26 protein-coding genes are annotated in these 23,562 nt (G+C 39.3%); 11 read left to right on the forward strand and 15 right to left on the reverse strand.

Annotated features, from left to right (window positions below):
• Positions 1-66: 66 nt before the first annotated feature.
• Positions 67-924, reverse strand: a complete 858-nt coding sequence (locus tag NG743_RS25405; protein ID WP_257121130.1) for a formylglycine-generating enzyme family protein — start codon at positions 922-924, stop codon at positions 67-69.
• Positions 925-1,666: 742 nt separating this feature from the next.
• On the opposite strand from NG743_RS25405, the gene NG743_RS25410 reads away from it, so the two are divergent.
• The gene (locus NG743_RS25410) at positions 1,667-3,430 is read left to right on the forward strand and encodes a group II intron reverse transcriptase/maturase (RefSeq protein WP_257120998.1); all 1,764 of its coding nucleotides are present in this window, start codon (positions 1,667-1,669) and stop codon (positions 3,428-3,430) included.
• Positions 3,431-3,443: 13 nt separating this feature from the next.
• Positions 3,444-3,599, forward strand: a complete 156-nt coding sequence (locus NG743_RS25415; RefSeq protein WP_257121131.1) for a hypothetical protein — start codon at positions 3,444-3,446, stop codon at positions 3,597-3,599.
• Positions 3,600-3,636: 37 nt separating this feature from the next.
• Here NG743_RS25415 and NG743_RS25420 read toward each other — a convergent pair whose 3' ends face one another.
• The 3 genes from NG743_RS25420 to NG743_RS25430 form a co-directional block, all read right to left on the reverse strand.
• Complete coding sequence (locus NG743_RS25420) at positions 3,637-3,792, reverse strand: hypothetical protein (RefSeq protein WP_193963285.1); 156 nt, start codon at positions 3,790-3,792, stop codon at positions 3,637-3,639.
• 95 nt (positions 3,793-3,887) lie between these two features.
• Positions 3,888-4,847, reverse strand: a complete 960-nt coding sequence (locus NG743_RS25425; RefSeq protein ID WP_027401273.1) for a sulfurtransferase — start codon at positions 4,845-4,847, stop codon at positions 3,888-3,890.
• Positions 4,848-4,939: 92 nt separating this feature from the next.
• Positions 4,940-5,611: a glutathione S-transferase family protein gene (locus tag NG743_RS25430; protein WP_257121132.1), complete on the reverse strand. Its 672-nt coding sequence runs from the start codon at positions 5,609-5,611 to the stop codon at positions 4,940-4,942.
• 253 nt (positions 5,612-5,864) lie between these two features.
• On the opposite strand from NG743_RS25430, the gene NG743_RS25435 reads away from it, so the two are divergent.
• The 7 genes from NG743_RS25435 to NG743_RS25465 all read left to right on the forward strand — a co-directional run bounded on the left by NG743_RS25435 (position 5,865) and on the right by NG743_RS25465 (position 9,109).
• Positions 5,865-6,644: a sulfite exporter TauE/SafE family protein gene (locus tag NG743_RS25435; protein ID WP_027401271.1), complete on the forward strand. Its 780-nt coding sequence runs from the start codon at positions 5,865-5,867 to the stop codon at positions 6,642-6,644.
• Positions 6,645-6,811: 167 nt separating this feature from the next.
• A complete protein-coding gene (locus NG743_RS25440; protein WP_027401270.1) occupies positions 6,812-7,096 on the forward strand; it encodes a hypothetical protein in 285 nt (94 codons plus the stop codon).
• A complete protein-coding gene (locus NG743_RS25445) occupies positions 7,093-7,545 on the forward strand; it encodes a PIN domain-containing protein (RefSeq protein ID WP_027401269.1) in 453 nt (150 codons plus the stop codon). Before NG743_RS25440 ends, NG743_RS25445 begins: the two co-directional genes overlap by 4 nt.
• A 43-nt stretch (positions 7,546-7,588) precedes the next feature.
• Positions 7,589-7,798 carry a hypothetical protein gene (locus NG743_RS25450; RefSeq protein WP_257121134.1) on the forward strand — a complete coding sequence of 70 codons (210 nt, stop codon included), beginning with the start codon at positions 7,589-7,591 and terminating at the stop codon, positions 7,796-7,798.
• The gene (locus NG743_RS25455; protein ID WP_051424234.1) at positions 7,799-8,248 is read left to right on the forward strand and encodes an HNH endonuclease; all 450 of its coding nucleotides are present in this window, start codon (positions 7,799-7,801) and stop codon (positions 8,246-8,248) included.
• A gap of 150 nt (positions 8,249-8,398) precedes the next feature.
• On the forward strand, positions 8,399-8,698 hold the full coding sequence (locus tag NG743_RS25460) for a type II toxin-antitoxin system HigB family toxin (RefSeq protein WP_027401267.1): 300 nt from the start codon (positions 8,399-8,401) through the stop codon (positions 8,696-8,698).
• Positions 8,699-8,710: 12 nt separating this feature from the next.
• Positions 8,711-9,109 (forward strand): helix-turn-helix domain-containing protein, encoded by a 399-nt coding sequence (locus NG743_RS25465; protein WP_193964778.1) that lies wholly within the window; start codon positions 8,711-8,713, stop codon positions 9,107-9,109.
• Positions 9,110-9,312: 203 nt separating this feature from the next.
• Here the strand turns inward: NG743_RS25465 and iscB are convergent, their stop codons facing one another.
• The 4 genes from iscB to NG743_RS25485 all read right to left on the reverse strand — a co-directional run bounded on the left by iscB (position 9,313) and on the right by NG743_RS25485 (position 12,089).
• Positions 9,313-10,608: an RNA-guided endonuclease IscB gene (gene iscB / locus NG743_RS25470; protein ID WP_257121135.1), complete on the reverse strand. Its 1,296-nt coding sequence runs from the start codon at positions 10,606-10,608 to the stop codon at positions 9,313-9,315.
• 270 nt (positions 10,609-10,878) lie between these two features.
• Positions 10,879-11,388 (reverse strand): GNAT family N-acetyltransferase, encoded by a 510-nt coding sequence (locus NG743_RS25475; protein ID WP_257121136.1) that lies wholly within the window; start codon positions 11,386-11,388, stop codon positions 10,879-10,881.
• Positions 11,388-11,675, reverse strand: coding sequence for a type II toxin-antitoxin system TacA family antitoxin (locus NG743_RS25480; protein ID WP_027401264.1), 288 nt, complete (start codon positions 11,673-11,675; stop codon positions 11,388-11,390). The genes NG743_RS25475 and NG743_RS25480 overlap by 1 nt, the downstream gene beginning before the upstream one ends.
• A gap of 291 nt (positions 11,676-11,966) precedes the next feature.
• Complete coding sequence (locus NG743_RS25485; RefSeq protein ID WP_027400631.1) at positions 11,967-12,089, reverse strand: histone H1; 123 nt, start codon at positions 12,087-12,089, stop codon at positions 11,967-11,969.
• A 131-nt stretch (positions 12,090-12,220) separates the two neighbouring features.
• Here NG743_RS25485 and NG743_RS25490 point away from each other — a divergent pair, with 131 nt between their 5' ends.
• On the forward strand, positions 12,221-13,696 hold the full coding sequence (locus tag NG743_RS25490; RefSeq protein ID WP_052149947.1) for an RNA-guided endonuclease InsQ/TnpB family protein: 1,476 nt from the start codon (positions 12,221-12,223) through the stop codon (positions 13,694-13,696).
• Here the strand turns inward: NG743_RS25490 and NG743_RS27030 are convergent.
• From NG743_RS27030 to NG743_RS25510, 4 genes are all read right to left on the reverse strand, one after another.
• Positions 13,635-13,901, reverse strand: coding sequence for an aldo/keto reductase (locus NG743_RS27030; protein WP_228044050.1), 267 nt, complete (start codon positions 13,899-13,901; stop codon positions 13,635-13,637). The genes NG743_RS25490 and NG743_RS27030 overlap by 62 nt on opposite strands.
• A 237-nt stretch (positions 13,902-14,138) precedes the next feature.
• A complete protein-coding gene (locus tag NG743_RS25500; RefSeq protein ID WP_257121138.1) occupies positions 14,139-14,801 on the reverse strand; it encodes a carboxylesterase family protein in 663 nt (220 codons plus the stop codon).
• Between the two features lie 161 nt (positions 14,802-14,962).
• On the reverse strand, positions 14,963-16,501 hold the full coding sequence (locus NG743_RS25505) for an amidohydrolase family protein (protein ID WP_257121139.1): 1,539 nt from the start codon (positions 16,499-16,501) through the stop codon (positions 14,963-14,965).
• A gap of 103 nt (positions 16,502-16,604) precedes the next feature.
• The gene (locus NG743_RS25510; RefSeq protein ID WP_052149947.1) at positions 16,605-18,080 is read right to left on the reverse strand and encodes an RNA-guided endonuclease InsQ/TnpB family protein; all 1,476 of its coding nucleotides are present in this window, start codon (positions 18,078-18,080) and stop codon (positions 16,605-16,607) included.
• A gap of 131 nt (positions 18,081-18,211) precedes the next feature.
• On the opposite strand from NG743_RS25510, the gene NG743_RS25515 reads away from it, so the two are divergent.
• Positions 18,212-18,334 carry a histone H1 gene (locus NG743_RS25515; protein ID WP_027400631.1) on the forward strand — a complete coding sequence of 41 codons (123 nt, stop codon included), beginning with the start codon at positions 18,212-18,214 and terminating at the stop codon, positions 18,332-18,334.
• Positions 18,335-18,603: 269 nt separating this feature from the next.
• On the opposite strand, the gene NG743_RS25520 is transcribed toward NG743_RS25515, so the two are convergent.
• The 3 genes from NG743_RS25520 to NG743_RS25530 form a co-directional block, all read right to left on the reverse strand.
• Entirely contained in the window at positions 18,604-19,968 is a 1,365-nt protein-coding gene (locus tag NG743_RS25520) for an LLM class flavin-dependent oxidoreductase (protein WP_027401261.1), read from the reverse strand.
• A 245-nt stretch (positions 19,969-20,213) separates the two neighbouring features.
• The gene (locus NG743_RS25525) at positions 20,214-21,557 is read right to left on the reverse strand and encodes an LLM class flavin-dependent oxidoreductase (protein WP_193963680.1); all 1,344 of its coding nucleotides are present in this window, start codon (positions 21,555-21,557) and stop codon (positions 20,214-20,216) included.
• 823 nt (positions 21,558-22,380) lie between these two features.
• The gene (locus NG743_RS25530) at positions 22,381-23,268 is read right to left on the reverse strand and encodes an IS982 family transposase (protein WP_168634808.1); all 888 of its coding nucleotides are present in this window, start codon (positions 23,266-23,268) and stop codon (positions 22,381-22,383) included.
• Positions 23,269-23,562: the final 294 nt, after the last annotated feature.

Consider the following 23,562-nt stretch of genomic DNA (forward strand, 5'->3'; position numbering starts at 1 on the left):
TAACTTTTAACGAACCACAGAGGCACAGAGGACACGGAGGAAAGAGGGTTAGAGAGATATTTTGCGTTAGTCTTGTAAGTTCTTCACTAATCGAAAGCCGATATGGGTTGTTCCGGTATCGGGAGATTCTGATTCTCGTGCTGCTGGACGGTAGCGGCTACAATAGTTTGGCGCACATAGGTAAGAGCCGCCTTTGATGACATGGAGAGCAGTTTCTGTGGGTTTTTTGGGGTCAAAACTTTTATTTGGTCCAGTGGGGTTGACATTGTGGGCTTTGTTATCCTGTCCTATGCTGAACCAGTCGGAAGTCCATTCCCAAACGTTGCCGGTCATGTCGTAAAGTCCATAACCATTGGCTGGAAAAGAGCCTACTTTTGCCGTTCCTACATAACCATCAGTTTTGGTATTAAAAAAGGGAAAGATTCCCTGCCAAGTATTGGCTTTTTTGGCAGAATATTCATTACCCCAGGTATAAACTGCTCCATCCAACCCACCACGAGCGGCATATTCCCACTGTGCTTCTGTTGGTAATGATTTTCCTGCCCATTTTGCGTAGGCTAGAGCATCTTCGTAAGCAATATGCACCACTGGATAGTTTTCTTTCTCCGTAATGCTGCTATCAGTCCCAAAAGGATGCTGCCAATTAGCACCGGGTGTCCAATGCCACCAACTGAGAAGCTGAACTTGCTTAACGCCTTGTTTTGGCATTTGAAATACCAGTGAACCTGGTAATCTCTGCTCCTCTGGTAAGTCGGGAAACTGTTCTTTTGATAACGGACGTTCTGCAACTGTTACATACTTTGTGGCTTTGACAAACTCAGCAAATTGGGCGTTTGTCACCTCATATTTATCAATGCAGAAGGAACTAACTGTTACATTCTCAGCCCCTCGCTCTTCTACAAAACCAGAATCATCCGCTCCCATTTTGAATGTAGTGCGATTCGTTCTGGAGAAACCCAGATGTTGGGGGGATTCCAGGCTTCGGTAGAGTAACTCTTATTGGGTTGAGTTCGCACTTTTATCCTCCACCGATGATAACTTGATATCCATGTAAGTGAGGTGAGTAACCTAGAAAACCAAATCTTACCGCCCTGGTGCGGGGCTGAAAGCACGTAAATTACCAGAAAACTGGTAGCCCCTACGGAAGAGACTGACTATCAAATCCGTAAAGCGGGGACGAAAGCGGATAAAGATGGCAATTGCTGAAAACATCCTCCGCAAGCAAGAGGTCTATAAGCGAGCCAACACAATTGTGCTGGAGAATCGTGGGGTAGAGCAGGCTAAATGTCGTTGAGCCACCGTTAAAAATAGCCAGGGGATATAAGCTTGTGATTCGGTCACACCCTGGGTTGGGAATATCCGGCTTGGGTAAGGTCTAACAGTATCTACGTACCGAGTTAGCGCACTACCTAGACCCCCGGTGGAAAGGCATACCCTAAAGTCTCTAACCAATGGATATCAGGAACGAAGTAACCCTCATGTAAATTCCCGTTACGGTCGATTAACAGGTAAGCGGTCAGGCTACAAATTTTACTGAGGAAAGGATGGTTTAAGAAGCTAATGCCCAGACCGAATTAACGGTCAAAGCCTGAAAACGGATGGAGTAATGTCCGGGATATGCTGACGTGAACCGCAATGTGCCAAAAAGCTAGAGGTACAAGTAGCAATGAATAAGCCTAAATCTGATTCGATATCGAATACAGAGGGATGGAAGACGATTAATTGGCGAAAAGCTGAGAAATACATTTTCAAGTTGCAAAAACGCATCTATGCTGCTTCACGCTGTGGTGATGTCAAACGACTCCGCAAACTCCAGAAAACGTTAATGAGATCTTGGTCTAATAGGATACTAGCGGTTCGACGGGTAACAGTTGAAAACCAAGGAAAAAAGACCGCAGGAGTGGATGGTATAAAATCATTATCCCCAGCAGCGCGTCTTAAACTAGCAGGGCAATTAAAGCTTACAGGAAAATCCAAACCTACACGTAGGATATGGATACCTAAGCCTGGGAGCAACGAAAAACGCCCCTTATCAATACCCACAATTGAAAGCCGCGCCCTCCAAGCTGTAGTCAAAGCGGTACTCGAACCAGAGTGGGAAGCCCTCTTCGAGCCGGGAAGCTACGGCTTTAGACCTGGCAGGTCGTGCCAAGACGCAATCAAGCACATTAAAAATTGTATACAAACAAAGGCTAAATACGTATTAGATGCGGACGTAGCCAAGTGCTTTGATTGTATTAATCATCACGAATTACTCCGAAAAGTGAACACCTTTCCATCACTCAGGCGACAAATAAAAGCCTGGTTGAAATCTGGGGTGATAGACAAGGGAGTATTTACAGCTACATCAAGTGGTACGCCACAAGGCGGAATTTTATCACCACTTTTAGCGAATATCGCCTTGCACGGATTAGAAACGGTTGTTAAGGATTACGTTGAAAACTTAACCTTCAAAAAGCTAAGTAGAATGGAGAAACGCCGTTCTATTGGTGTCATCCGATACGCCGATGATTTCGTACTTTTGCACGAAAACAAGTCCGTAATTTCCGGGTGTATGGCTGTAATTTCTGAATGGTTAGCTGGTATTGGCTTACAGTTAAAGCCCTCCAAAACCCGTGTTGCTCACACACTCGAACCCAATAAGAGTGAAGATGGTATTGCTGGATTTGACTTTCTCGGTCATCATATTCAGCAATTCCCAAGGGGTAAATATCGAAGTGATGAAGATAACCACGGTAGAAAATTGGGTTTTGACACACTCATTACCCCATCAAAGAAAGCAATTAAGACACATCAGCGAGAAATTGCTGACATCATTAAATTGCACAGATTATCGCCACAATCGGCACTTATTAAAGACCTCAATCCCGTAATTAGGGGATGGAGTGCTTATTATAAAGCCTCAGATAGTGGAACATCGGGAGACTTCTCCAAACAAGATAATTTGGTATATCTAAAACTTCGGAGATGGGGAAAACGCCGGACTGGAAACGCCAAGAAAGCCCATCGCATATACTGGCGACCCATTGGTAACAGAAAATTGGTCTTTGTTACAAAAAATGGAGATAACCTTATACGATTAATCTCGCACACAGAATTTGCTAGTAGTAGCAATAGATATGTGCTAGTTAAAAGTGGTAAAAGTCCCTATGATGGCGATTTGGTTTATTGGAGTACAAGACTAGGCAGACATCCTGAATTGCCAAATAGAAAGGCAATATTGTTAAAACAACAACAGGGTAAATGTCGGGCGTGCGGATTATACTTTCGCGAACAAGATGTAATGGAAGTTGACCATAAAATCCCACAATCCATTGGAGGAAAAGACGAGTGGGTTAATCTTCAACTATTACATCGACATTGCCATGATGAAAAAACTGCCCTTGATGGTAGTCAGAAGTCTGTTAATGACAATAGGATTGCACATTGAGTAGCCGTGTGCGGTGAATAATCGCAAGCACGGTTTCGGAAGAGAGGGGTGGAGTGGCAACATTCCCCTCGACTCTACCCCTCCAGAAATCATTACCATTCCTGGAGGGCAAGTATTAACGGCAAATGCTGGTGAATTGGTGAATAGCGATATGAGTGTAACTACTTGAATTAGTAGCAATATTAAAAACCGCATTTTACACCGTATTAAGCTCCTGAGCTATCGCTTTTAGAATCACTGGGAGGTTCGTCTTTACTACTTCTACAACTGACCAAGTTATCTTGATCAAGATTATTAGCAGCAAATACATATACTGGACTAAAGATGAAAATTGCAGCAGTGATTAGCAAAATTACTTGCATAGCTCATGGATTTATTTTTCAAAATTTTGTGGAAAAGAGGCAGAAATTAACATTGATTATGAGTTCATGTTAAAAGACTTTTAACTTGTCTTCTTCTAACTTATTTTCTCTTCTCCTGTAGCCACTGGTAAATCTTTATGAGTGCTATATTCTGTCCAAGAACCTTCATAGATTCTGACTTTGGGATAATTAAGCAGATGCTTTAAAACCACATATTGTAATGTAGCTTCCCGTCCTGTACTACAAGAAACAATAATGTCGTTTCCAGGAGTAATCTTTTTATCTGCCAGAATTTTCTTAATCTCATCTAATGACTTTAATTTGTGAGGATTTTTAGCATCTGTAAATGTTACCCAAGGAATATTCCGCGCACCAGGAATATGTCCATTGCGTATCCAAATATTTTCTTCACCCCGGAACAATTTTTCTGGTCTAGGATCAATAAAGGTAACTCCTGGCTTACCAATAAATTTTCTCACATCATTTAAACTCACACGCACTGAAGGGTTATCCCGAACTGTGAATTTACTGACTGAGTATTTAGGAAATTCTTTTGTGACAACTTGATCAGTTTTATAACCAGTATAACCACCATCTAATACGGCAATATCTTTCAATCCAGAACGTTCTAGTAAATAAGCAACCATTGTCGCACCTAAAACATCTCTACCATCTGAATATACGAGTACACGACTATTATTTGTTACTCCTGAATTGGCAAATATTTCGCCTAGTTTTTGATTGTCCCAATATTGTACTGGTAATCCTTCTTTTGGACCTCTAAAAGCCATATCAGCAATGTTTACAGCATTGGGAAGATGTCCTTCTATATAGTCGAGAGGAAAATTACGCACATCTAAAATTCTGAGGTTGGGATCTTTGGCGTTTTCAGCTACCCAATTTGGCGAAACAAACTGAATGTTAGCACCAGAATTAGCTGATAATACTGGCAAAGGTAATAAGGGAATACTTACTACAAAGGCAAAAAATACTGTCACCAAAGCAAATAACTTAGGTTTTTTTAAACTTTTGAAAGAGAAACTTTTAAACGTCATTTTTACCCTTCTTTGTATTTAATCAAACTATTCATTATTAGTGAACTTACTTTAATTAACAGTAATATTAAAGTAATTTCAAAAACTGCATTTTACGCCGTTATGACTGTTAAACCAAGAATTTTAGCAAATCTTTCTGCATAAAATTCTGTAGGATTAGCAACTTGTTGAATGGATTCCCGTTGTCGTAAATTCTCCCACCATTGATGCAAATGGGGTGTTTCTGATGGCAATGTAAAATTACGGAATTTTTCTAAAACTGGTAATCTTTCAAACCAAGGATAGAAGCTAATATCAACTAAACTCAGATTTTCTCCTAACCAGTAAGGACCATTGCCAGATAGCTTACCTAATCCTTCTTCCTCAATATACAAAAGAGACTCTAAAAACTCTCTCCGTCCCAGTTCTTGTTCCTGTGTATCTTTACCACGCAGCAATTTATTAAAGGCTGGGACTAAACGAGTATTAGCATAGTCAATCCAAATTCTGGCAACTGCTTTTTTAGCAGGATCATGAGGTAACAAAGCTGGTTTGGAAAATACTTCCTCTAAATATTCATTGATAATTGTAGATTCATATATTTCCACATCTCCATGTTTGATGGCTGGAACTTTACCATAGCGAGAAACTTGGGTAAAAGCTTCTGGTTTATTCTGTAAATCAATTTCAATGGGTGTAAAATCAATTCCCTTTTCTAGCAACACTACACGGGTTCTTTGGGAGAAAGTAGAACCTTTAGTGTAATAAAGTTGAATGTTACTCATTTAGTTCCTTCCTTGATTGAGATTTGTTTGAATTTTTGGTTAATTGCAAAAATTACAAGTTGAATGACAGCCAAAGATAGAAGTGAAGCAATTTCACTCCTACAACTTACATTTTTTAACTGGCAAACTACCAGGGTTTTTAATTAACTACGGTTTATTGGTCGAATTAGCGTATTATATTTAGAAGTATTCCATAGTTTTTACTAAAAAACAAGTCTTTTAGCAAACATTCTTCTCAAAATGCAGAGCCAAAATGCCCAACAATTTAACACTTGTCCATAGCTTGCTTCTCTTCAGTACCGCGTTCATTGCCGGATCGCTTAATGCTGTAGCGGGTGGTGGTAGTTTTATTACATTTCCCACCTTGATATTTACTGGTATATCGCCAATTACAGCTAATGCCACAAATAATACTGCTTTATGGATTGCAGCTATGGCCAGTGCAGGAGCATATCGTCACAATTTGCACATCCCGCGACGACAGCTTTTGATACTATGTATTACCAGTTTAATTGGTGGGGGAATTGGCTCTGTTATTTTGCTATATACATCAGCGGATATGTTTAAACAGCTACTTCCTTATCTGTTACTTTCAGCAACGCTGATATTTACATTTAGCGAACCCTTGAAAATGTGGTTACAATTTCAAAGCAAGAAATCATCAGAATCTCAATCTCCACCTTTATTAATTCTCGTGATTGCACAATTAGCAATATCTATCTATGGTGGTTTCTTTGGTGCAGGTTTAGGAATTTTAATGTTAGCAACTTTAAGTTTTTTAGGTATTAAAAATATTCACACTATGAATGCTTTTAAATCTTTTCTTGGTAGTTGTATTAACGGTATCGCTATTTTTCCTTTTATGTTCGCTGGTTTAATTGCTTGGTATCAAGCTATTTTAATGGCTGTGGGTGGTTCTCTTGGTGGTTATTTGTGCGCTCATTATGCGCGGAGATTAGACCCTCGCTTTGTGCGGATATTTGTGATTGTTGTTGGTTTTAGTATGACTACTTACTTTTTTATTCGGGGATAAAATTGATAACTATCGTCAGCTATGATTGGAGTTATCGTCCTGATAAGCATTCTGGCTTTTCATATCGGCTTTGAGGATGATAACAAATCATGTAAAATTAAAATTGGAGTTAATTTTTTGTTTTTCCAGGTTTATAATATATATATAAAGTGACTCACAATAGATTTATGACACTAACCCTCAGTTTACCACCAGAATTAGAACAGTATTTAATACAGGAATCACAACAGCAAGGACTTTCTGTGGAAACTTATACATTGGAACTTATCCAAAAATCTATTCTGCAAAAAGAAAAACAATTGAAAATAGTTAATGTGCTTCAGTCTTGGATAGATGAAAGTGATGAACAAGAACAGCAAGAAACAGGAGAATATTTAATTAATGCTTTAGATGAAAACCGGTTATCTAATCGTCAATTATTTCCGCAAGAATTAAAAGGTGTCAGTTGGTGAATCGAGTTATTTTATTAGATGCTGGACCTATAGGTTTAATCACAAATCCAAAATTGTCAGATGAAAGCCTTGCTTGCGCTAAATGGCTACAAATGCTAATTTTTTCAGGTAGTAGAGTTATCATTCCTGAAATTGCTGATTATGAAGTGCGACGAGAATTATTAAGAGCCAATAAATTTAAAGGTATTGCTCGTTTAGATGAATTAACTCAACTGGTAGAATATCTACCAATTACAACAACTGTAATGCGTCAAGCTGCTTTTTTTTGGGCGCAAGCTCGACAACAAGGACAACCAACAGCAGGAGATAAAACCATTGATGGAGATATAATTTTAGTAGCTCAAGCTGTAACTTTAAATGTTGCAGATTTTCTGATTGCCACAACTAATGTTGGTCATTTATCAAGGTTTGTTACTGCTGATTTATGGCAAAATATTCACATAAACTGAATAACATTGTAGAAGATTTTTCTAAACTGTAGGGAAATATTATATGACTGATGTAATTGAGATACCCGTTAATTTAACTTATTTCCAACTTCCTGAAGCTGTGCAAGCGCGGTTACAATGTTTATTAGATCGTCAAGATGCTGGGGAAGAATTGAGTGTAGCAGAAAGAAATGAAGCAGGAGGTTTAGTTGATTTGGCGGAATTTTTATCTTTGCTTTCTTTGCGTTCTCAGCGTATCATGCGGGCAGGATAAATGGGGAAAATTCCAAATTCGCTACGTCAATTAGTTATCCAGTGTGCAAAAGATAGGTGTGAATATTGTTGTTTGTCTCAAGCAGGACAAGCTGCAACATTTCATATAGATCATATTATTCCGGTTGTGGCTGGTGGTGCAACAACATCTGATAATTTAGCTCTTGCTTGTGTTTCATGTTCACTGCGTAAAGCAGATCCAAAACAGAGTTTCCAACCGCAAGATAGTGAGCAAAATTTGATTGATATTCTGCCATTTTTGATTAATGAGGGACTAACTATTAATGAAGTGCGTCAAGGTCTGCGTTCAGGTTTTAGCTCTAAACCGTTACTTTTAGATTCTCGTGTACTCAATCTTTATGATTGGCTTTTTAAGTATGCAGCAGTTAAACTGAATGGAGTCCAACTACAAAACCTTCGTGAAAACAACCCACATCTTGCTAGTCTGTGAGTTGCACCTTTTTCATCATTTTATTTGATGAGATCAATAAACTATGAATTAATACTCAGAAGTTGGGGATTTGGATAATATTGACAAATCGTTTTCTAAATGAGAACATATATAAAATCAACATTTGTATTTCCAGATAAAAAACAAAATATGCACCTAATCAGCATTCGTAATTTACGTGCTGATGCTGATAAATACCCAGATGCAGTAGAATCGGTTAACTCCTGGTATCGAATGATAAAATCTGCATCATGGCAAAATTTTAATGAACTTAGACAATTTTATCCCACAGCAAATGCAGTAGGCAATTTTATTGTATTCAACATCAAAGGTAATTCTTATCGTTTAATTGTTAGTATTGATTATGCAATCCAAACAGTCTACTACAAATATTTTTTAACCCATGCTGAGTATGATAAAGAAAAATGGAAAAATGACCCTTTCTTTTAACAGGAGTTAACCATGACCATTTCCTTAGATAAAACCACCTACAGTCAATTATTAGTAGAATATCAACCCAAAGTTATCACAACCGAAGCAGAATATGATCAAGCATTAGAAACTGTGGAAAAATTAATGGCTGAACAACAACGTACACCAGAACAAACTGCCATCTTACAATTATTAGTCACTCTCATTGAAGAATTTGAAACTAAACACTACCCTATTGAACCATCATCACCCCATGCAATATTAGAACATTTAATGGATGCTAGGGGAATTAAACAATCTGATTTAGTAGGAATTATTGGTTCTAAAGGTGTGGTTTTTGAGGTAGTGAATAGGAAAAGAGCAATTAGTAAAGCTCAAGCAAAAGCTTTAGGAGAATTTTTTAATGTTTCTCCAGCATTGTTTATTTAATAGTAAAACTCGCTATTAGCTTCTCTCTGGATAAATAAGGTGTCCTTTATCTCTCCGTAGTTCATTATTTCATCTAAACCTCCAGGAGACCCCCACCAAAACTGTACTCAGTTTGGTGATGGGAGGAATGGAGGGTTAATTGTGAAACGTCCCTTGAGTAATTTTGTGCGCCAGCACAAACAATGAAAGGGACAGTTGAGCAATTAACAAATCTTTGATTTTCCATATTCGTAACCGTCCTTTTTGTGAATTGATTTACAGTATTTGTAAGAGATACCTTGAATCAGTCCAGATATTGTTGAGATATTGAAACTACCGCTAGTCCTCACCGCTACTCGTCCGATATATGCCCCAATCTTTTTACCTTTTGTGACAACAGCTTTCACAATGTCTCCGGTTTGAAAACCATTAACAAATTTGAACCTGGGGACATATCTAGAAGGAAAACCGTACTTGTCAGTTCGGCAAGATTGTCTAGTGCCGTGACCATTAGCTGTAATTAGCAATGGCTTAACGCCTTTGATATTGAGAATTGGAGTTGACTGACCAACACAAGCTGCATCAATCCAGTGCGTTTTCTCCAGATTTTGCTGACTTCTATTGAACTTTGTTAACCCTCCTGAACCTGTTTCTACAGGTAATCCAGTCGCTTTGACAACGAATAGTAATGCCAAGCGAGTTGTGTTTACTGCTGCTGCATCAGCCAGTGGTCTTTTAGCTTGCTTCAAGATTTTTTCTAACTTTGAAGGGTCTTTTTTGAGAAAATCTTTGATGTCTTTCGTGCCTTTTTTAGTGTTACATTTTTCACAACTTAAAGTGAGATTTGTAATTGAATTACTACCACCCTTGGCTCGTGGATGAATATGCTCTACTTGAAAAGGAACGTCTTTCACTCCACAGTAGGCACATTGTCTACCCCACTTTTCTAGTAAGTATTCTCTGCTTTCGTAACCAGCTAAAGTTCCCTGTTGATATTCCTTACCTTGAATATCAGGATTAGCCATTAACTGCATATCAAACCTGACTAATTCTTGACTAATTGCCCTAATTGGTGCGAGTTTACGCAATCTTTCAACCCAAGTTTTAATATTCTCAACCCGACTTTGTAAGCTCGGTGCTAACCATCCTTCTGGGAAGTTTCTGTTTAAGAATCTTGGTTGTCTGTAACGAGTTTTTCTGGCACGTCTAGAACGTCTTAATTGACTTCTAGAAGTTAAAGCATCTCTAATTGCAAAGCCTCTATGTTTTAATTCAGCAGCAAATACTACTTCGCCAGTTGCATCATTAATTAATGCCATTCCCGTGAATTTTGCACCAGGATCAATCTTTAGTCTTAGGGACGATACTGGGGAGTCAGGACAGGATTTTTTGAGAATAATTGTGAACGGAAACTGTCTAAATATTGCTGCTTTTTTGTTTCTTAATAGTTGTCTAGCCTGTGCTGGATTAATTGGGTCTAGTGGTCTTTTTTCAGTGTCTAAAACAAATACTTTGGACATAATATTTTGCTCCAAAGAGCCTCCTTGCGGGTAATGTTAGCTTCGACAATGTTAGAGGTCGGTAACTATCTTAAAAGCACTGGTTTAACCCTTAAGCCTGTTTAACTTTTAAGTTCTAGAGCAGGGAACTAGCTACGCATCCTCTGGTAGGTCTTTAACTCTTACCTCTAACGTAGTTCGGTTAAGAACTGAGTCTGGTCAACTAGGCTTTTACAAGCCCTCACTTACCCGAAGGGAAGTGATGGGTGGTTGACAACTTGTATTTAAGTTCTAATCCTGAACAAGCTCTTCAACTGATTGCATGGGAATATAAAGTTTCATCGAATTTTGCTTAAATTCCTTAAATCCATACTTGATATAAAAATTTACAACCTCCTCATCTAAGGCTTCAGCTATCACAGCTAGAGAACCAACCTGTCTAGAGGCATTAAACGCCCTTTTCAGAGCATCCACCAACATTAGCTCACCAAATCCTTGCCCTTTTTGTCTATTATCAACAGCAAGACGACCTAACAGCGTAGCTGGTAGATATGGATAACGAGGTAATCGTTTCGCAAAAGCCTCATCCAGAACTGTAATATCAACAGTATATGCAGAGAGCGTGTAGTAAGCTAAAACATGGGAATCAGGCTCATCAATCAAAACAAATACAGTTGCAACTCTTTTTTTGAGATCCTGAGATGCTTGTTTATATAGATAATTATCTAAACTATCTTTCCCACAGCAAAATTCAGTGCGGATATGCCTACTACTATCTAGAAGCTCGATCTTGAGAACCATTACACTGTAATTACTTGTTTATATCTTAATGCCGCTGCTTTCAGAGCATCATTCGGCTGGGGAGGATTGAGTAAAGCATCCACAAAAGCTTCAGCATCGCCCATACTCAGCTTGAGGGTTTGGTGTCGTTCAATGACTCGCAAAGCCTCTGCCTGAACACTCGCAATCACAAAATCAGTTAAAGTGCGTCCTTCCAGATCCGCTGCTTTCTGCAACAAAGCTTTAGTTTCTGGAGTCATACGAGCTTCAAGTCTCGCTATCTGTTTTGGAATAGGTGCAACATCCATATCAATATAGTGTTAGATGGACTTTTAAACTATAATTATATACGGCAATATGCCGTATGTCAAACAATTGCGGAATCCATATTTTTGTATTCTAAAAAGTCTTACACTAAAATCTCTTTAACTCTGTCAACTGTCACCTGCTATAGCTGATACTGGTAAAAATCCACCAGGGGATCGCGGGAAGGCTGGGAGCCGCGTCTCTTTAGAGCGCGGGGGAAAGCCTACCCGTGCGGTTTTAACCGCTTCCAATATTCTCGATCATGATGCGGGTCATTAAATCTTTTCAACATTTTATTTCTCTCTAACTAATCTTTTTAAGGCTGACGAAAGACTCATTCCCCAACCTTGGGCGATATCCTCAAGTTTCTTTCTTTCAGTTTCATCTAGGTACACCGCTAGAGGTTTTTTCTTCATATACAATATTGGGTTGACATTACTGTAATACTGCCATATAATAGTTATATCGTCAATCACATCAACAAAATAAACCTGTGCAAATACGCTGGAGATTCAAGCTACAACCATCTATTGGGCAACAAGCCTTAATGTCTGAGTGGCTTGTTACTTTACGGAAACACAGAAATTATTGTTTGGCAGAACGTCAGCGCGGATTTGAAACTAATAACCAGAAATCAGACGAGTCAGTAATTTACCAATATGGTGCATTTTCAGACTTAGATACTCGTATTGAATATGGCTCTTATTGCCCTTTGACCTGCCCCGTCGTTAAGCATGGTGTAATGTCCTCTGGGTTAACAAAAAATAGTAAGAAGCATGGTTTAACCTGGGGTAGTGCGACTGATATTCAAGGCAAGAGAACAACTGAACTACGTTCTGAGTCTGAATGGTATAGCCGAATTAATTCAGATGTTTTACAAGGCAATTTAGCTAAATTAGATATTGCTTATAACGGATTTTTTCAACACAAAAGGGGTTTCCCTGCGTTTCGTAAAGCAGCCAACTTTAAAACATTTCAATTCAAGCCAGGACAAGTAAAATTAACTGTTAATCGTGAATCTAATCAGCCCCGATGCTATTCCCATGCCTACTTTCCTGGACTGGGGACTATGCGCTATTTTGATAGTCGGACTATTCCAATAGATGCTGATATTAGAACGGTGACAGTGATTAAAGAAGCTGACGGCTGGTACATGAGTGTATTACTCGAGTTACCTGAATCCCTACCTGAAGTTACAGAAATTGAAACCGTCAAATCAGCAGTAGGTATTGATGTAGGAATTAATAAATTAATTTCTTTGTCGGATGGTTCGTTTATTGAAAATCCTCAATTTGCAACTAATAAAAAAGTCCGCCGTCAATTAAGAATCAGACAGCGCCGAGTTAACCGCAAAATCAAGGGTTCTAATAATCGCAAAAAAGCAGGGAAAATAGTTGCCAAGCTACATAAAAAGATTGCAGATAAGCGAAATGATCATCAATGGAAAGCAGCCAATAAAGTTGTTAACACCGCTGAGGCAATTGTCCAAGAGGATCTAAATGTTAAGGCTATGAAGTCCCGTTGCCAACCCAAAAAGCAGCAAGGACGATTTATGGCTAATGGTCAGGCTGCAAAACGTGGATTAAATCGCTCTATTTCTGATGCCAGTTGGGGCGAATTATTTTCTAAGATTGCTTGGCTGGCATTGAAGTCTGGTAAGCCAGTATTATCCGTTAATTCTAAATTTACTTCTCAAGAATGTTCGGCTTGTCATCATATTAGTAAAGCTAATAGAGATGGCGAAAAGTTCATTTGTGAAAACTGTGGTCATATTGACCATGCTGATACTCAGGCTTCTCGGACAATTTTACGAAGAGCTAATTTGAAATTCGTCAGCAACAGACGTAAAAAGCCGACGCACCAATCGTTAGTGCCTACTCCTGGACTGGGAGAAAGTAACGCCCTTTTATGCAACGATGCCGCCAGAAATGGCAAACGGCATCAGGCGGGGAACCGTACATCTAAGGTAATACCTGAAAAGCGGATATTATTCGAGCAGTTGTGTTTGCAATTATTCGATTAAGAATCCCCGTGTCTTTAGACCGGGGAGTGTCAACAAGAGGATAAACATCGGCTGTATCGAGAAAGTTGATTCCTGCTTCGGCTGCGGTATCGAGGATTTTTATAGACGTTTCTTCGTCGGTTTGTAGTCCGAAGGTCATTGTCCCGAGAACGAGCCGGGAAACAGTGAGTCCGGTTTGACCAAGTTTAGTTGTTGGTAATGTCATGAAAATATTAGTTGTAGAATTTTTATCTCACGCTCCAGGCGCAGAGGCGCAAAGGAATAGAGATGCAAGAGTATGGTCTAAAATATATGTACCAAATTAATCTGAAACTGCATAAAATAAGATATCAATAATAATTGACCGCAGATAAACGCAAATTAACGCGGATAAAGAGGGATAAATTTATTGATTTTATAATTCTGTGCAGCCTCACATAAAATTGGCTTATTATTCTCTGATTCAACTTACTACAGCAGCTTGACGAAGGCTTTGTGAAACCAACCATTGTTGCAATGTCGGGTTACTGTAAACTTCATCAGCAATGAAATGATCGCCTTCAGGGAATATGGTAAAATCTACTTTTGCTCCTGCTTCACGGAGGGTATTAACAACATTTTGTGTACTCTCAATTGAAAGTTTTTCGTCTTTTGCACCTTGGAATATTTGGATAGAAATTTCTTTGAGTGCAGCTAATTGGGTTGCTTCTAATATTTGGGGTACACGACCTGATGTAGCTACCAAACCAGCAAAGCGTCCAGGATAGGAAGCGGCGATATGCCAAGCTCCAGCAGTTCCCAAGCTGAATCCAGATATGATCACACTGGATGGATCTATAGGTTGGGTGGCAATGATATGATCAAGTAAAGTAATTACATCATCTACTCTATCTACCCAAGTCTGTCCTTCAGGAAGTTGAGGTGCAACAAAGAAGTAAGGTAAGGATGCTGATGAATCTACAAAAAGAGGGAAACCCCATTTTAGTAAAACATTAATATCTGTTCCTCTGTCCTTTGCACCATGTAGAAATAATACGAGAGGAGCGGGTTTGTTGGTATTAGCTGGGGAAAAAATATAAGGTAATGAACCATTGCTGGTATCGTGGGATCTTTGTTCAACTGGCATAGTTTTAAATCCTCAAATGTGCGTTTACAAATATTTGACAACAACTAATCTTCTCTCTTCTTAATTTCTCCGCGTCCTCTGCGCCTCTGTGGTTCGTTTTCTTCATTTATTTGATGTAGAGACGTTATATATAACGTCTCTATAGCTACTCACAAAGTCATTTACACACCTACCAACGTTTTGTTCTCAGTTTGAGATTCGGTCTTAGGTAGTTTGGATTCTACTGCTGTATCTTTGAAGAAATCGGGGTTAGCTTGGGTGTAGAATTTATGAGGATTGCCGAATACATAAGCTTTGAAGTCAGCTTCAGAAATCACCCCTTCTCTGACCAAATCCCAGCTTTCAGCTAAAGGTGCGGTGAGATCGGGTACATCCCAGTGACCAACATCGGAGGAGTAAATGGCGTTAAGCTTGACTCCCAAGGGGTTGGCTTTGTCGTTGAATGCGGCTGCAATGGTACGATCATCAGATTCAGAACCAAAGAAGAAACTGTTCACCCAAAGATCGCGGATATCTTCAATTGACTGAATACCTGCTGCACCAAAATCTTCCAATTCACTACCCACAGGTGAACGACTGTGACGGTTGAAGGAAGCTCCCAATACACTCTTAGTTAACTCTTCTTTGCTGAGGGAATGTCCTTGAGTAATTTCCCCACCATACTGTGCAAACAACTCAAACAACTCATCAGCATTAGCTAAATCTGGGTTGTAGTTTTGCAGTCCTTCTAAACTCCGTTTGGAGAAACGATCCACTAAATGAATGTAGACGTGAGCGCCCCAATCTGCACCACCTTCTAGCATCCCAACACGCAATTGTGGGAAGCGTCTAGTTACACCACCAAAAAACAAGGCTTTGGCAAACGCTTGTGAACCATCGGCAAAGTGACCGATGTGGTTGTTCATGTAGTTACTAATGGAGGAGCGTCCAGTCCATCCTTGGCTACCGTAATGAGTGGTGAGAGGTACGCCTAATTCGACGGCTTTAGCCCAGAAGGGATCATAGTCGTATTCACTATCTAGACCGAAAAAGTCAATGTAAGAGGCATATTTGCCAATTTCTGGGAATTGATCGGCTGGGTATTTATCTGCGATCGCTTTAATTGGTCTTTTTACACCACCAGGAATATTTGCAACTTTTAGTCCCAGTGTTTTTACTGCAAATTCTAACTCCTCAATTGCTTCTTGAGGAGTAGTCATGGGGATACCAGCTACCACAGTTAAGCGATCGCTATATGGGCGGTAAATATCAGCATGATAGTGATTAATCGCCCGTTGCAATAATTGCCGATTCTCTTTACTTGCACCAGCCGCAGCTAAGGCATTATTGGGAAATAACACCGAATAATCTGATCCTTGCTCTGCTTGACGTTCATAGAGGAGTGCAGGGAGGGTATAGGTAGCCAAATCTAAGGTATTACGAGTTACTCTAGCCCACCAAGGCGATCGCAATGTCCGATTATATTGGCGTTCTTCTGGAGTTTGTTGATACCAGTCCTTACCTTCACTCTTGGGATTGAGACGGGAGGATTCAGCCTTGCGTAATTCATCTACCAGTTTCACACCGCCGTAGTGAGCAATATAATCCTCAAGGGCAGGAGTAAAGTCATTAGTGTGAACATCAGTATCAATGACAGGATAATCCAGATTGGCTCTGACTGCGGCGGATGGGGAGCTTTTCAATTTGCTATATTTAGTCATATTTTCCTTAAAAAGGTTACAAGATTTTGTTTCACGCAGAGACGCTCAAGGCGCGGAGAGATTTAAGAGTTTGACACTCCCCGGTCTAAAGACACGGGGATTCTTAATCGAATAATTGCAAACACAACTGCTCGAATAATATCCGCTTTTCAGGTATTACCTTAGATGTACGGTTCCCCGCCTGATGCCGTTTGCCATTTCTGGCGGCATCGTTGCATAAAAGGGCGTTACTTTCTCCCAGTCCAGGAGTAGGCACTAACGATTGGTGCGTCGGCTTTTTACGTCTGTTGCTGACGAATTTCAAATTAGCTCTTCGTAAAATTGTCCGAGAAGCCTGAGTATCAGCATGGTCAATATGACCACAGTTTTCACAAATGAACTTTTCGCCATCTCTATTAGCTTTACTAATATGATGACAAGCCGAACATTCTTGAGAAGTAAATTTAGAATTAACGGATAATACTGGCTTACCAGACTTCAATGCCAGCCAAGCAATCTTAGAAAATAATTCGCCCCAACTGGCATCAGAAATAGAGCGATTTAATCCACGTTTTGCAGCCTGACCATTAGCCATAAATCGTCCTTGCTGCTTTTTGGGTTGGCAACGGGACTTCATAGCCTTAACATTTAGATCCTCTTGGACAATTGCCTCAGCGGTGTTAACAACTTTATTGGCTGCTTTCCATTGATGATCATTTCGCTTATCTGCAATCTTTTTATGTAGCTTGGCAACTATTTTCCCTGCTTTTTTGCGATTATTAGAACCCTTGATTTTGCGGTTAACTCGGCGCTGTCTGATTCTTAATTGACGGCGGACTTTTTTATTAGTTGCAAATTGAGGATTTTCAATAAACGAACCATCCGACAAAGAAATTAATTTATTAATTCCTACATCAATACCTACTGCTGATTTGACGGTTTCAATTTCTGTAACTTCAGGTAGGGATTCAGGTAACTCGAGTAATACACTCATGTACCAGCCGTCAGCTTCTTTAATCACTGTCACCGTTCTAATATCAGCATCTATTGGAATAGTCCGACTATCAAAATAGCGCATAGTCCCCAGTCCAGGAAAGTAGGCATGGGAATAGCATCGGGGCTGATTAGATTCACGATTAACAGTTAATTTTACTTGTCCTGGCTTGAATTGAAATGTTTTAAAGTTGGCTGCTTTACGAAACGCAGGGAAACCCCTTTTGTGTTGAAAAAATCCGTTATAAGCAATATCTAATTTAGCTAAATTGCCTTGTAAAACATCTGAATTAATTCGGCTATACCATTCAGACTCAGAACGTAGTTCAGTTGTTCTCTTGCCTTGAATATCAGTCGCACTACCCCAGGTTAAACCATGCTTCTTACTATTTTTTGTTAACCCAGAGGACATTACACCATGCTTAACGACGGGGCAGGTCAAAGGGCAATAAGAGCCATATTCAATACGAGTATCTAAGTCTGAAAATGCACCATATTGGTAAATTACTGACTCGTCTGATTTCTGGTTATTAGTTTCAAATCCGCGCTGACGTTCTGCCAAACAATAATTTCTGTGTTTCCGTAAAGTAACAAGCCACTCAGACATTAAGGCTTGTTGCCCAATAGATGGTTGTAGCTTGAATCTCCAGCGTATTTGCACAGGTTTATTTTGTTGATGTGATTGACGATATAACTATTATATGGCAGTATTACAGTAATGTCAACCCAATATTGTATATGAAGAAAAAACCTCTAGCGGTGTACCTAGATGAAACTGAAAGAAAGAAACTTGAGGATATCGCCCAAGGTTGGGGAATGAGTCTTTCGTCAGCCTTAAAAAGATTAGTTAGAGAGAAATAAAATGTTGAAAAGATTTAATGACCCGCATCATGATCGAGAATATTGGCAGCGGTTAAAACCGCACGGGTAGGCTTTCCCCCGCGCTCTAAAGAGACGCGGCTCCCAGCCTTCCCGCGATCCCCTGGTGGTCTAAATTCTTGAAAACTGCTGTAAGATTCTTGTTCAGATGACCTATACCATTGCTGGCTGAATCATTTTTGACAAGCATAACTTCCCGAAAAAGCCCGGTAGGCTTTTAACGTCTGTGCTGACACACCATACTTTTTTATTTACGCCAGCACCAATGTTTTGTTTTCCTGTTTAATAGCAAAACGATTAACTGGACGACGTAAACCAAGATTTTCACGCAACGTGCTACCCTCGTATTTAGTACGGAATAGTCCACGTTTTTGCAGAACAGGAACAACTAAATTTACAAACTCATCCAACCCTGTAGGCAGAATAGGAGGCATAATATTGAAACCATCAGCAGCACCATTGATAAACCATTCTTCTAATTGGTCAGCAATGGTTTCAGGAGTACCCAAAATAGTCCGATGACCCCGTGCAGTCGCCAAAGATAGATACAACTGACGTAGGGTAAAACCACCGCGATTAGCTAAGTCTGTCACCAGTTTCAAGCGACTCTTATTATTGTTAGTATCGCTGGGTAATTCCGGTGCTAAATCATCAAAAGAGTATTGTGATAAATCCACACCTTTGTAATAATTTTTGAGGATTCCCCAAGCTACATCGGGATGAATTAAAGATTGCAAAAACTCGTATTTCTCTTGAGCTTCTTCTTCAGTTCGTCCAATGATGGGGAAAGCACCAGGCATGATTTTAAGATCATCTGGGGAACGTCCATATTTTGCTAACCTTCCTTTGACATCTGTATAGAATGCTTGAGCATCAGCTAAAGTTTGATTAGCTGTAAAAATTACCTCAGCAGTACGAGCAGCTAAATCTCTCCCTGGTTCAGAAGCACCAGCTTGAACAATGACTGGATAACCTTGGGGTGGACGGCTAACATTTAAAGGACCCCTAACAGAAAAATGTTTGCCCTTATGATTCAATGTGTGCAGTTTGTCGGCATCGAAATAAACACCAGATTCTCGATCACGAATGAAGGCATCATCTTCCCAACTATCCCACAATCCTTGCACCACTTCCACAAACTCTTCAGCCCGTTCATAGCGTTGGCTGTGTTCTGGATGATGTTCCAGTCCGAAATTAGCCGCCGCATTTTCATTCCCTGTGGTGACTACATTCCACCCTGCACGGCCATTACTCAAGTGATCCAAGGAAGCAAACTTCCGTGCCAATGTGTAAGGATCTTCGTAGGTAGTGGAAGCAGTGGAAATAAAACCGATGTTTTTGGTGACGGAGGATAAAGCCGAAAAAAGCGTCACAGGTTCAAAATGAGCAATTTTACCGTTACGAATCTGAGTTTCAGGAGAACCACCCCAAATTCCTGGACTATCTGCTAGAAATACTGCATCAAATAATCCACGTTCCGCAGTTTGAGTAATTTCTTTATAATGCTCAAAATTCAGACCTGCATCTATTTGTGTATTGGGATGTCGCCATGCAGAAATATGATGTCCAGTAGCTTGAATAAATGCACCTAACCGAAACTTACGTTTTGCGCTCATATATTTTTTCTTCCTTCGTGTCCTATTCCTTCGGAACGCTACGCGAACGTTCCTTCGTGGTTCAATCAATTCAGTTTTCTTCTGAAGAACCGAAAGTAATAAATTTAGGACTTACGCACAAGTCACTGAAAAACGTTCGCGGAGCGTGGCGTTAGCCATACCACAGAGGCACAGAGTTCACAGAGAAATGAGGTTTTGAGAGATATTTTGCGTAAGTCCTGAAATTTTTGTGTAATGGCAATTACTTAGACTGCTGCTAATACCTTTTGATATTGATTAACCGGACGAGATAAACCCAGATTTTCCCGCAGAGTTGTTCCTTCATACTCATTGCGAAATAATCCCCGCCGTTGTAACTCAGGAATTACTAAGTCAACAAAGTCATCGAGTCCACCAGGAAGATAAGGTGGCATAATATTGAAGCCATCAGCAGCATCATTGAGAAACCAGCTTTCTAGTTGATCTGCAATTTGTACTGGTGTACCGATAATTGTCCAATGACCACGCGCTCCCGCAATCCATTGATAAAGTTCCCGAATGGTAAAATTGTGTTTGCGAGCAATATCAATTAATAATGCTTGGCGGCTTTTGTTATCATTGGTTTCTGGTAAATCTGGCAGTGGTTCATCAAGGGGATAAGAGGAAAGATCCGTGCCTATAAGTCCCTGTAATAGAGCCAAACCAACTTGAGGATGAATTAAATCCTGTAGTTCCTGATACTTGGCTTTTGCCTCTGCCTCTGTGATACCAACTACGGGAAAGACTCCGGGCATAACCTTGAGTTGGTCTGGTGTGCGTCCATATTTTGCTAATCTACCTTTAACATCTGCATAGAAGGCTTGAGCATCTTCTAGAGTTTGTTGAGCAGTAAATATAACTTCCGCAGTCCTACCCGCCAATTCTTTACCATCTTCAGAAGAACCTGCTTGCACAATTACAGGATATCCTTGGGGCGGACGGGCGATGTTCAATGGTCCACGCACGGAAAAAAATCTGCCTTTATGGTTAAGTTCATGTATTTTATTGGGGTCGTAATAAAAAGCTGTTTCCTTATCACGGACAAAAGCGTCGTCTTCCCAGCTATCCCACAAACCTTTGACTACATCAATAAATTCGTGGGCGCGAATATAACGATCTGCGTGAATAGGATGGTTTTCTAAACCGAAATTACCGGCTGTTTCACTACTACCAGTTGTGACTACATTCCAGCCCGCTCGCCCTCCAGAAATATGATCTAAGGAAGCAAATTTGCGTGCGAGAATATACGGATCTTCATAGGTGGTAGAGGCTGTGGCGATAAAACCAATGCGTTCTGTCACCGCAGACAAGGCTGAGAAGAGGGTGACAGGTTCAAAGTCTCCACCGAAGGCTGTGCGTCCTTCCGCACCACGGCGTTGTTGTAAGGCTAAACCGTCAGCGAGAAAAAATGCGTCAAATTTACCGCGCTCGGCTGTCTGGGCTATCTGTTTATAATGCTCAAGGTTAAGAGCGCCATTACTCTGTGCTTGAGGATGTCGCCAAGCTGCTACGTGCTGACCTGCTCCGGGTAAAAATGCACCTAGTCTTAGTTGTTTTTGTTGTTTGCTCATATTAGACTCAAAGTAATATTTTTTACTAAATGAATATAGGATGATAAAAATTTTCTGGTCTGGCAGTTGTCATATATATCAATGTGACTACCGCATATTTATTGATTTGGAAAGCTTTTTCAACTCCTTAGCCATAGTTGTAGGCATTAGCGTTAGTGGTGGGTTGCCGATAAAACTACTGTATCTCGACTGATTTATCGTAGATTAATAGTAGAATCTCATAACTCTCATGAAAAAGCAAGTACCTTTTTAGAAAAAATATGGTGAACTAAATTTATTGCCAGCTAATTGTTAGATATTCTAAGTATTTGATGACTCTAGGGTGGGCGATGAACAAATTTACTATCTCACCCTGGTAAATTGGCTAAAATGTTGTAGAATAAGCTATATTTAAAAGCCTTCTGCAAAATATATCAAATAAAATTAAGTCAAAAAATATACATTACTTAATATTTTATACTGGTAAATTAGTTACTGATTAATTCTTTATGTATTACATATGACTCTTAGCAAAAGTTTATGTTATGTTATTAAAGTAACTATTCTGGCTTCTACCTCTCCCATTATGCTGTGGGAGTATTAAAGGTTTGTAGGGAATATTAAAACCTTATTAATCATTCTCCGTAAGCAATAAAGGCTATAAATCGGTATACTTGTTATTACCTGAGTTCGATGTAAATAAAAAGTCTAAAAGTACGTAACAGCAATAGTTCTGTCAATAAGTATTGGTTATTGAGAATTAAAGCCCACGCCAAAAAGTTCTCAAAAAATTAATTTTTTGAAATGTATTTACTATTAGGTAATATTGATATTTAATTGGTAATTAAGCTAATAAAACTGGTAAGGTTTCAATTTCATTTTCATCAAATCTTAAAGAAGGTTTTTTAGGTTGCCAAGTATAAGCTATTATTGCAGCAACAACATTAACCATGAAATTAGTAACACTTCGATGTCGAGAATGAGCAAGTTGTGAAATATTTTTGAGTTGGTCATTAACAGTTTCAATTAAAGAGCGTTTTCGGAGCATTAATTTCTCCTCCAGGGACAAGAGCTTATTCCGCATATTTTTCTTGAAAGGAGTGATTAATTTGAGTCCATTAGACCAAAGTTCAAGCCAGAGTTTTTGAGAAATATATCCTTTGTCTCCAAATATTTTCCCAAATAAGTTCTTAGTCAAAGTGGGAACAGGTTTTCGGTCATCTGTATTTCCAGGAGTAATTTGAAACGCAAGTAACTCTCCTTGATCATTAATAATCAAATGAAGTTTAAACCCAAAATACCAACAAATAGAACTTTTCCCCCAGCCAGCTAAATCTTTAAAGACCTTATTTGTCTTGGCTCTTTTAGAATGACAAATGGGAATAGAGGTACTATCAATAAAACTTATACCTGTATTGAGTCCTTTTCGTGTATTCAGATAATACATTAAGGGAATTAAAGCATTTGGCATTAATTCAACAAATCTTTGATAACTCACTAAATTGGGAAATTCACCTTGGCAATATTTGAAGATATGTTTCAGGTAATAATCTTTAAAATTGCGGTAACTAGAGCGATGAAAATACACAATTATTGTCATAATTTCACTTAGACATAATCGGCTGGGTCTAATTCTTTTTTTTATTTGGGATGGGATAAGTTGAGCTTGAAATATTGGCTCAAAATAGGTACAAAAATCATCAATTTCACAGAAAATAGTTTCTAATTCCATGAGTTATAATCACTAATTTTCTTTAATTAAACCTCTTCTATTGTCCCTAATCTGAGGTACTTTGAGTTTGTATTCAAATAGTATTCGTAATATAAATTTAGATTTTGTTATGAGAATTTACTTAAATCTAAGCTGGTTCCTATTAATTCTCAATAATTAAGGCTTATTGAGAACATAGGCTCTTTCCAGAAAAGCCTCTAACCCTTTTGAATACTCATTTTTAGCTGGTTTTCTTACATCGAACTCAGGTTGTTATTCGATTCTATAAAGGAAGTGGTAGATCCCTGTTTTGTA

It is taken from the genome of Dolichospermum heterosporum TAC447, assembly GCF_024584745.1.
In the GTDB taxonomy this organism is placed as follows: Bacteria; Cyanobacteriota; Cyanobacteriia; order Cyanobacteriales; family Nostocaceae; genus Dolichospermum; species Dolichospermum heterosporum.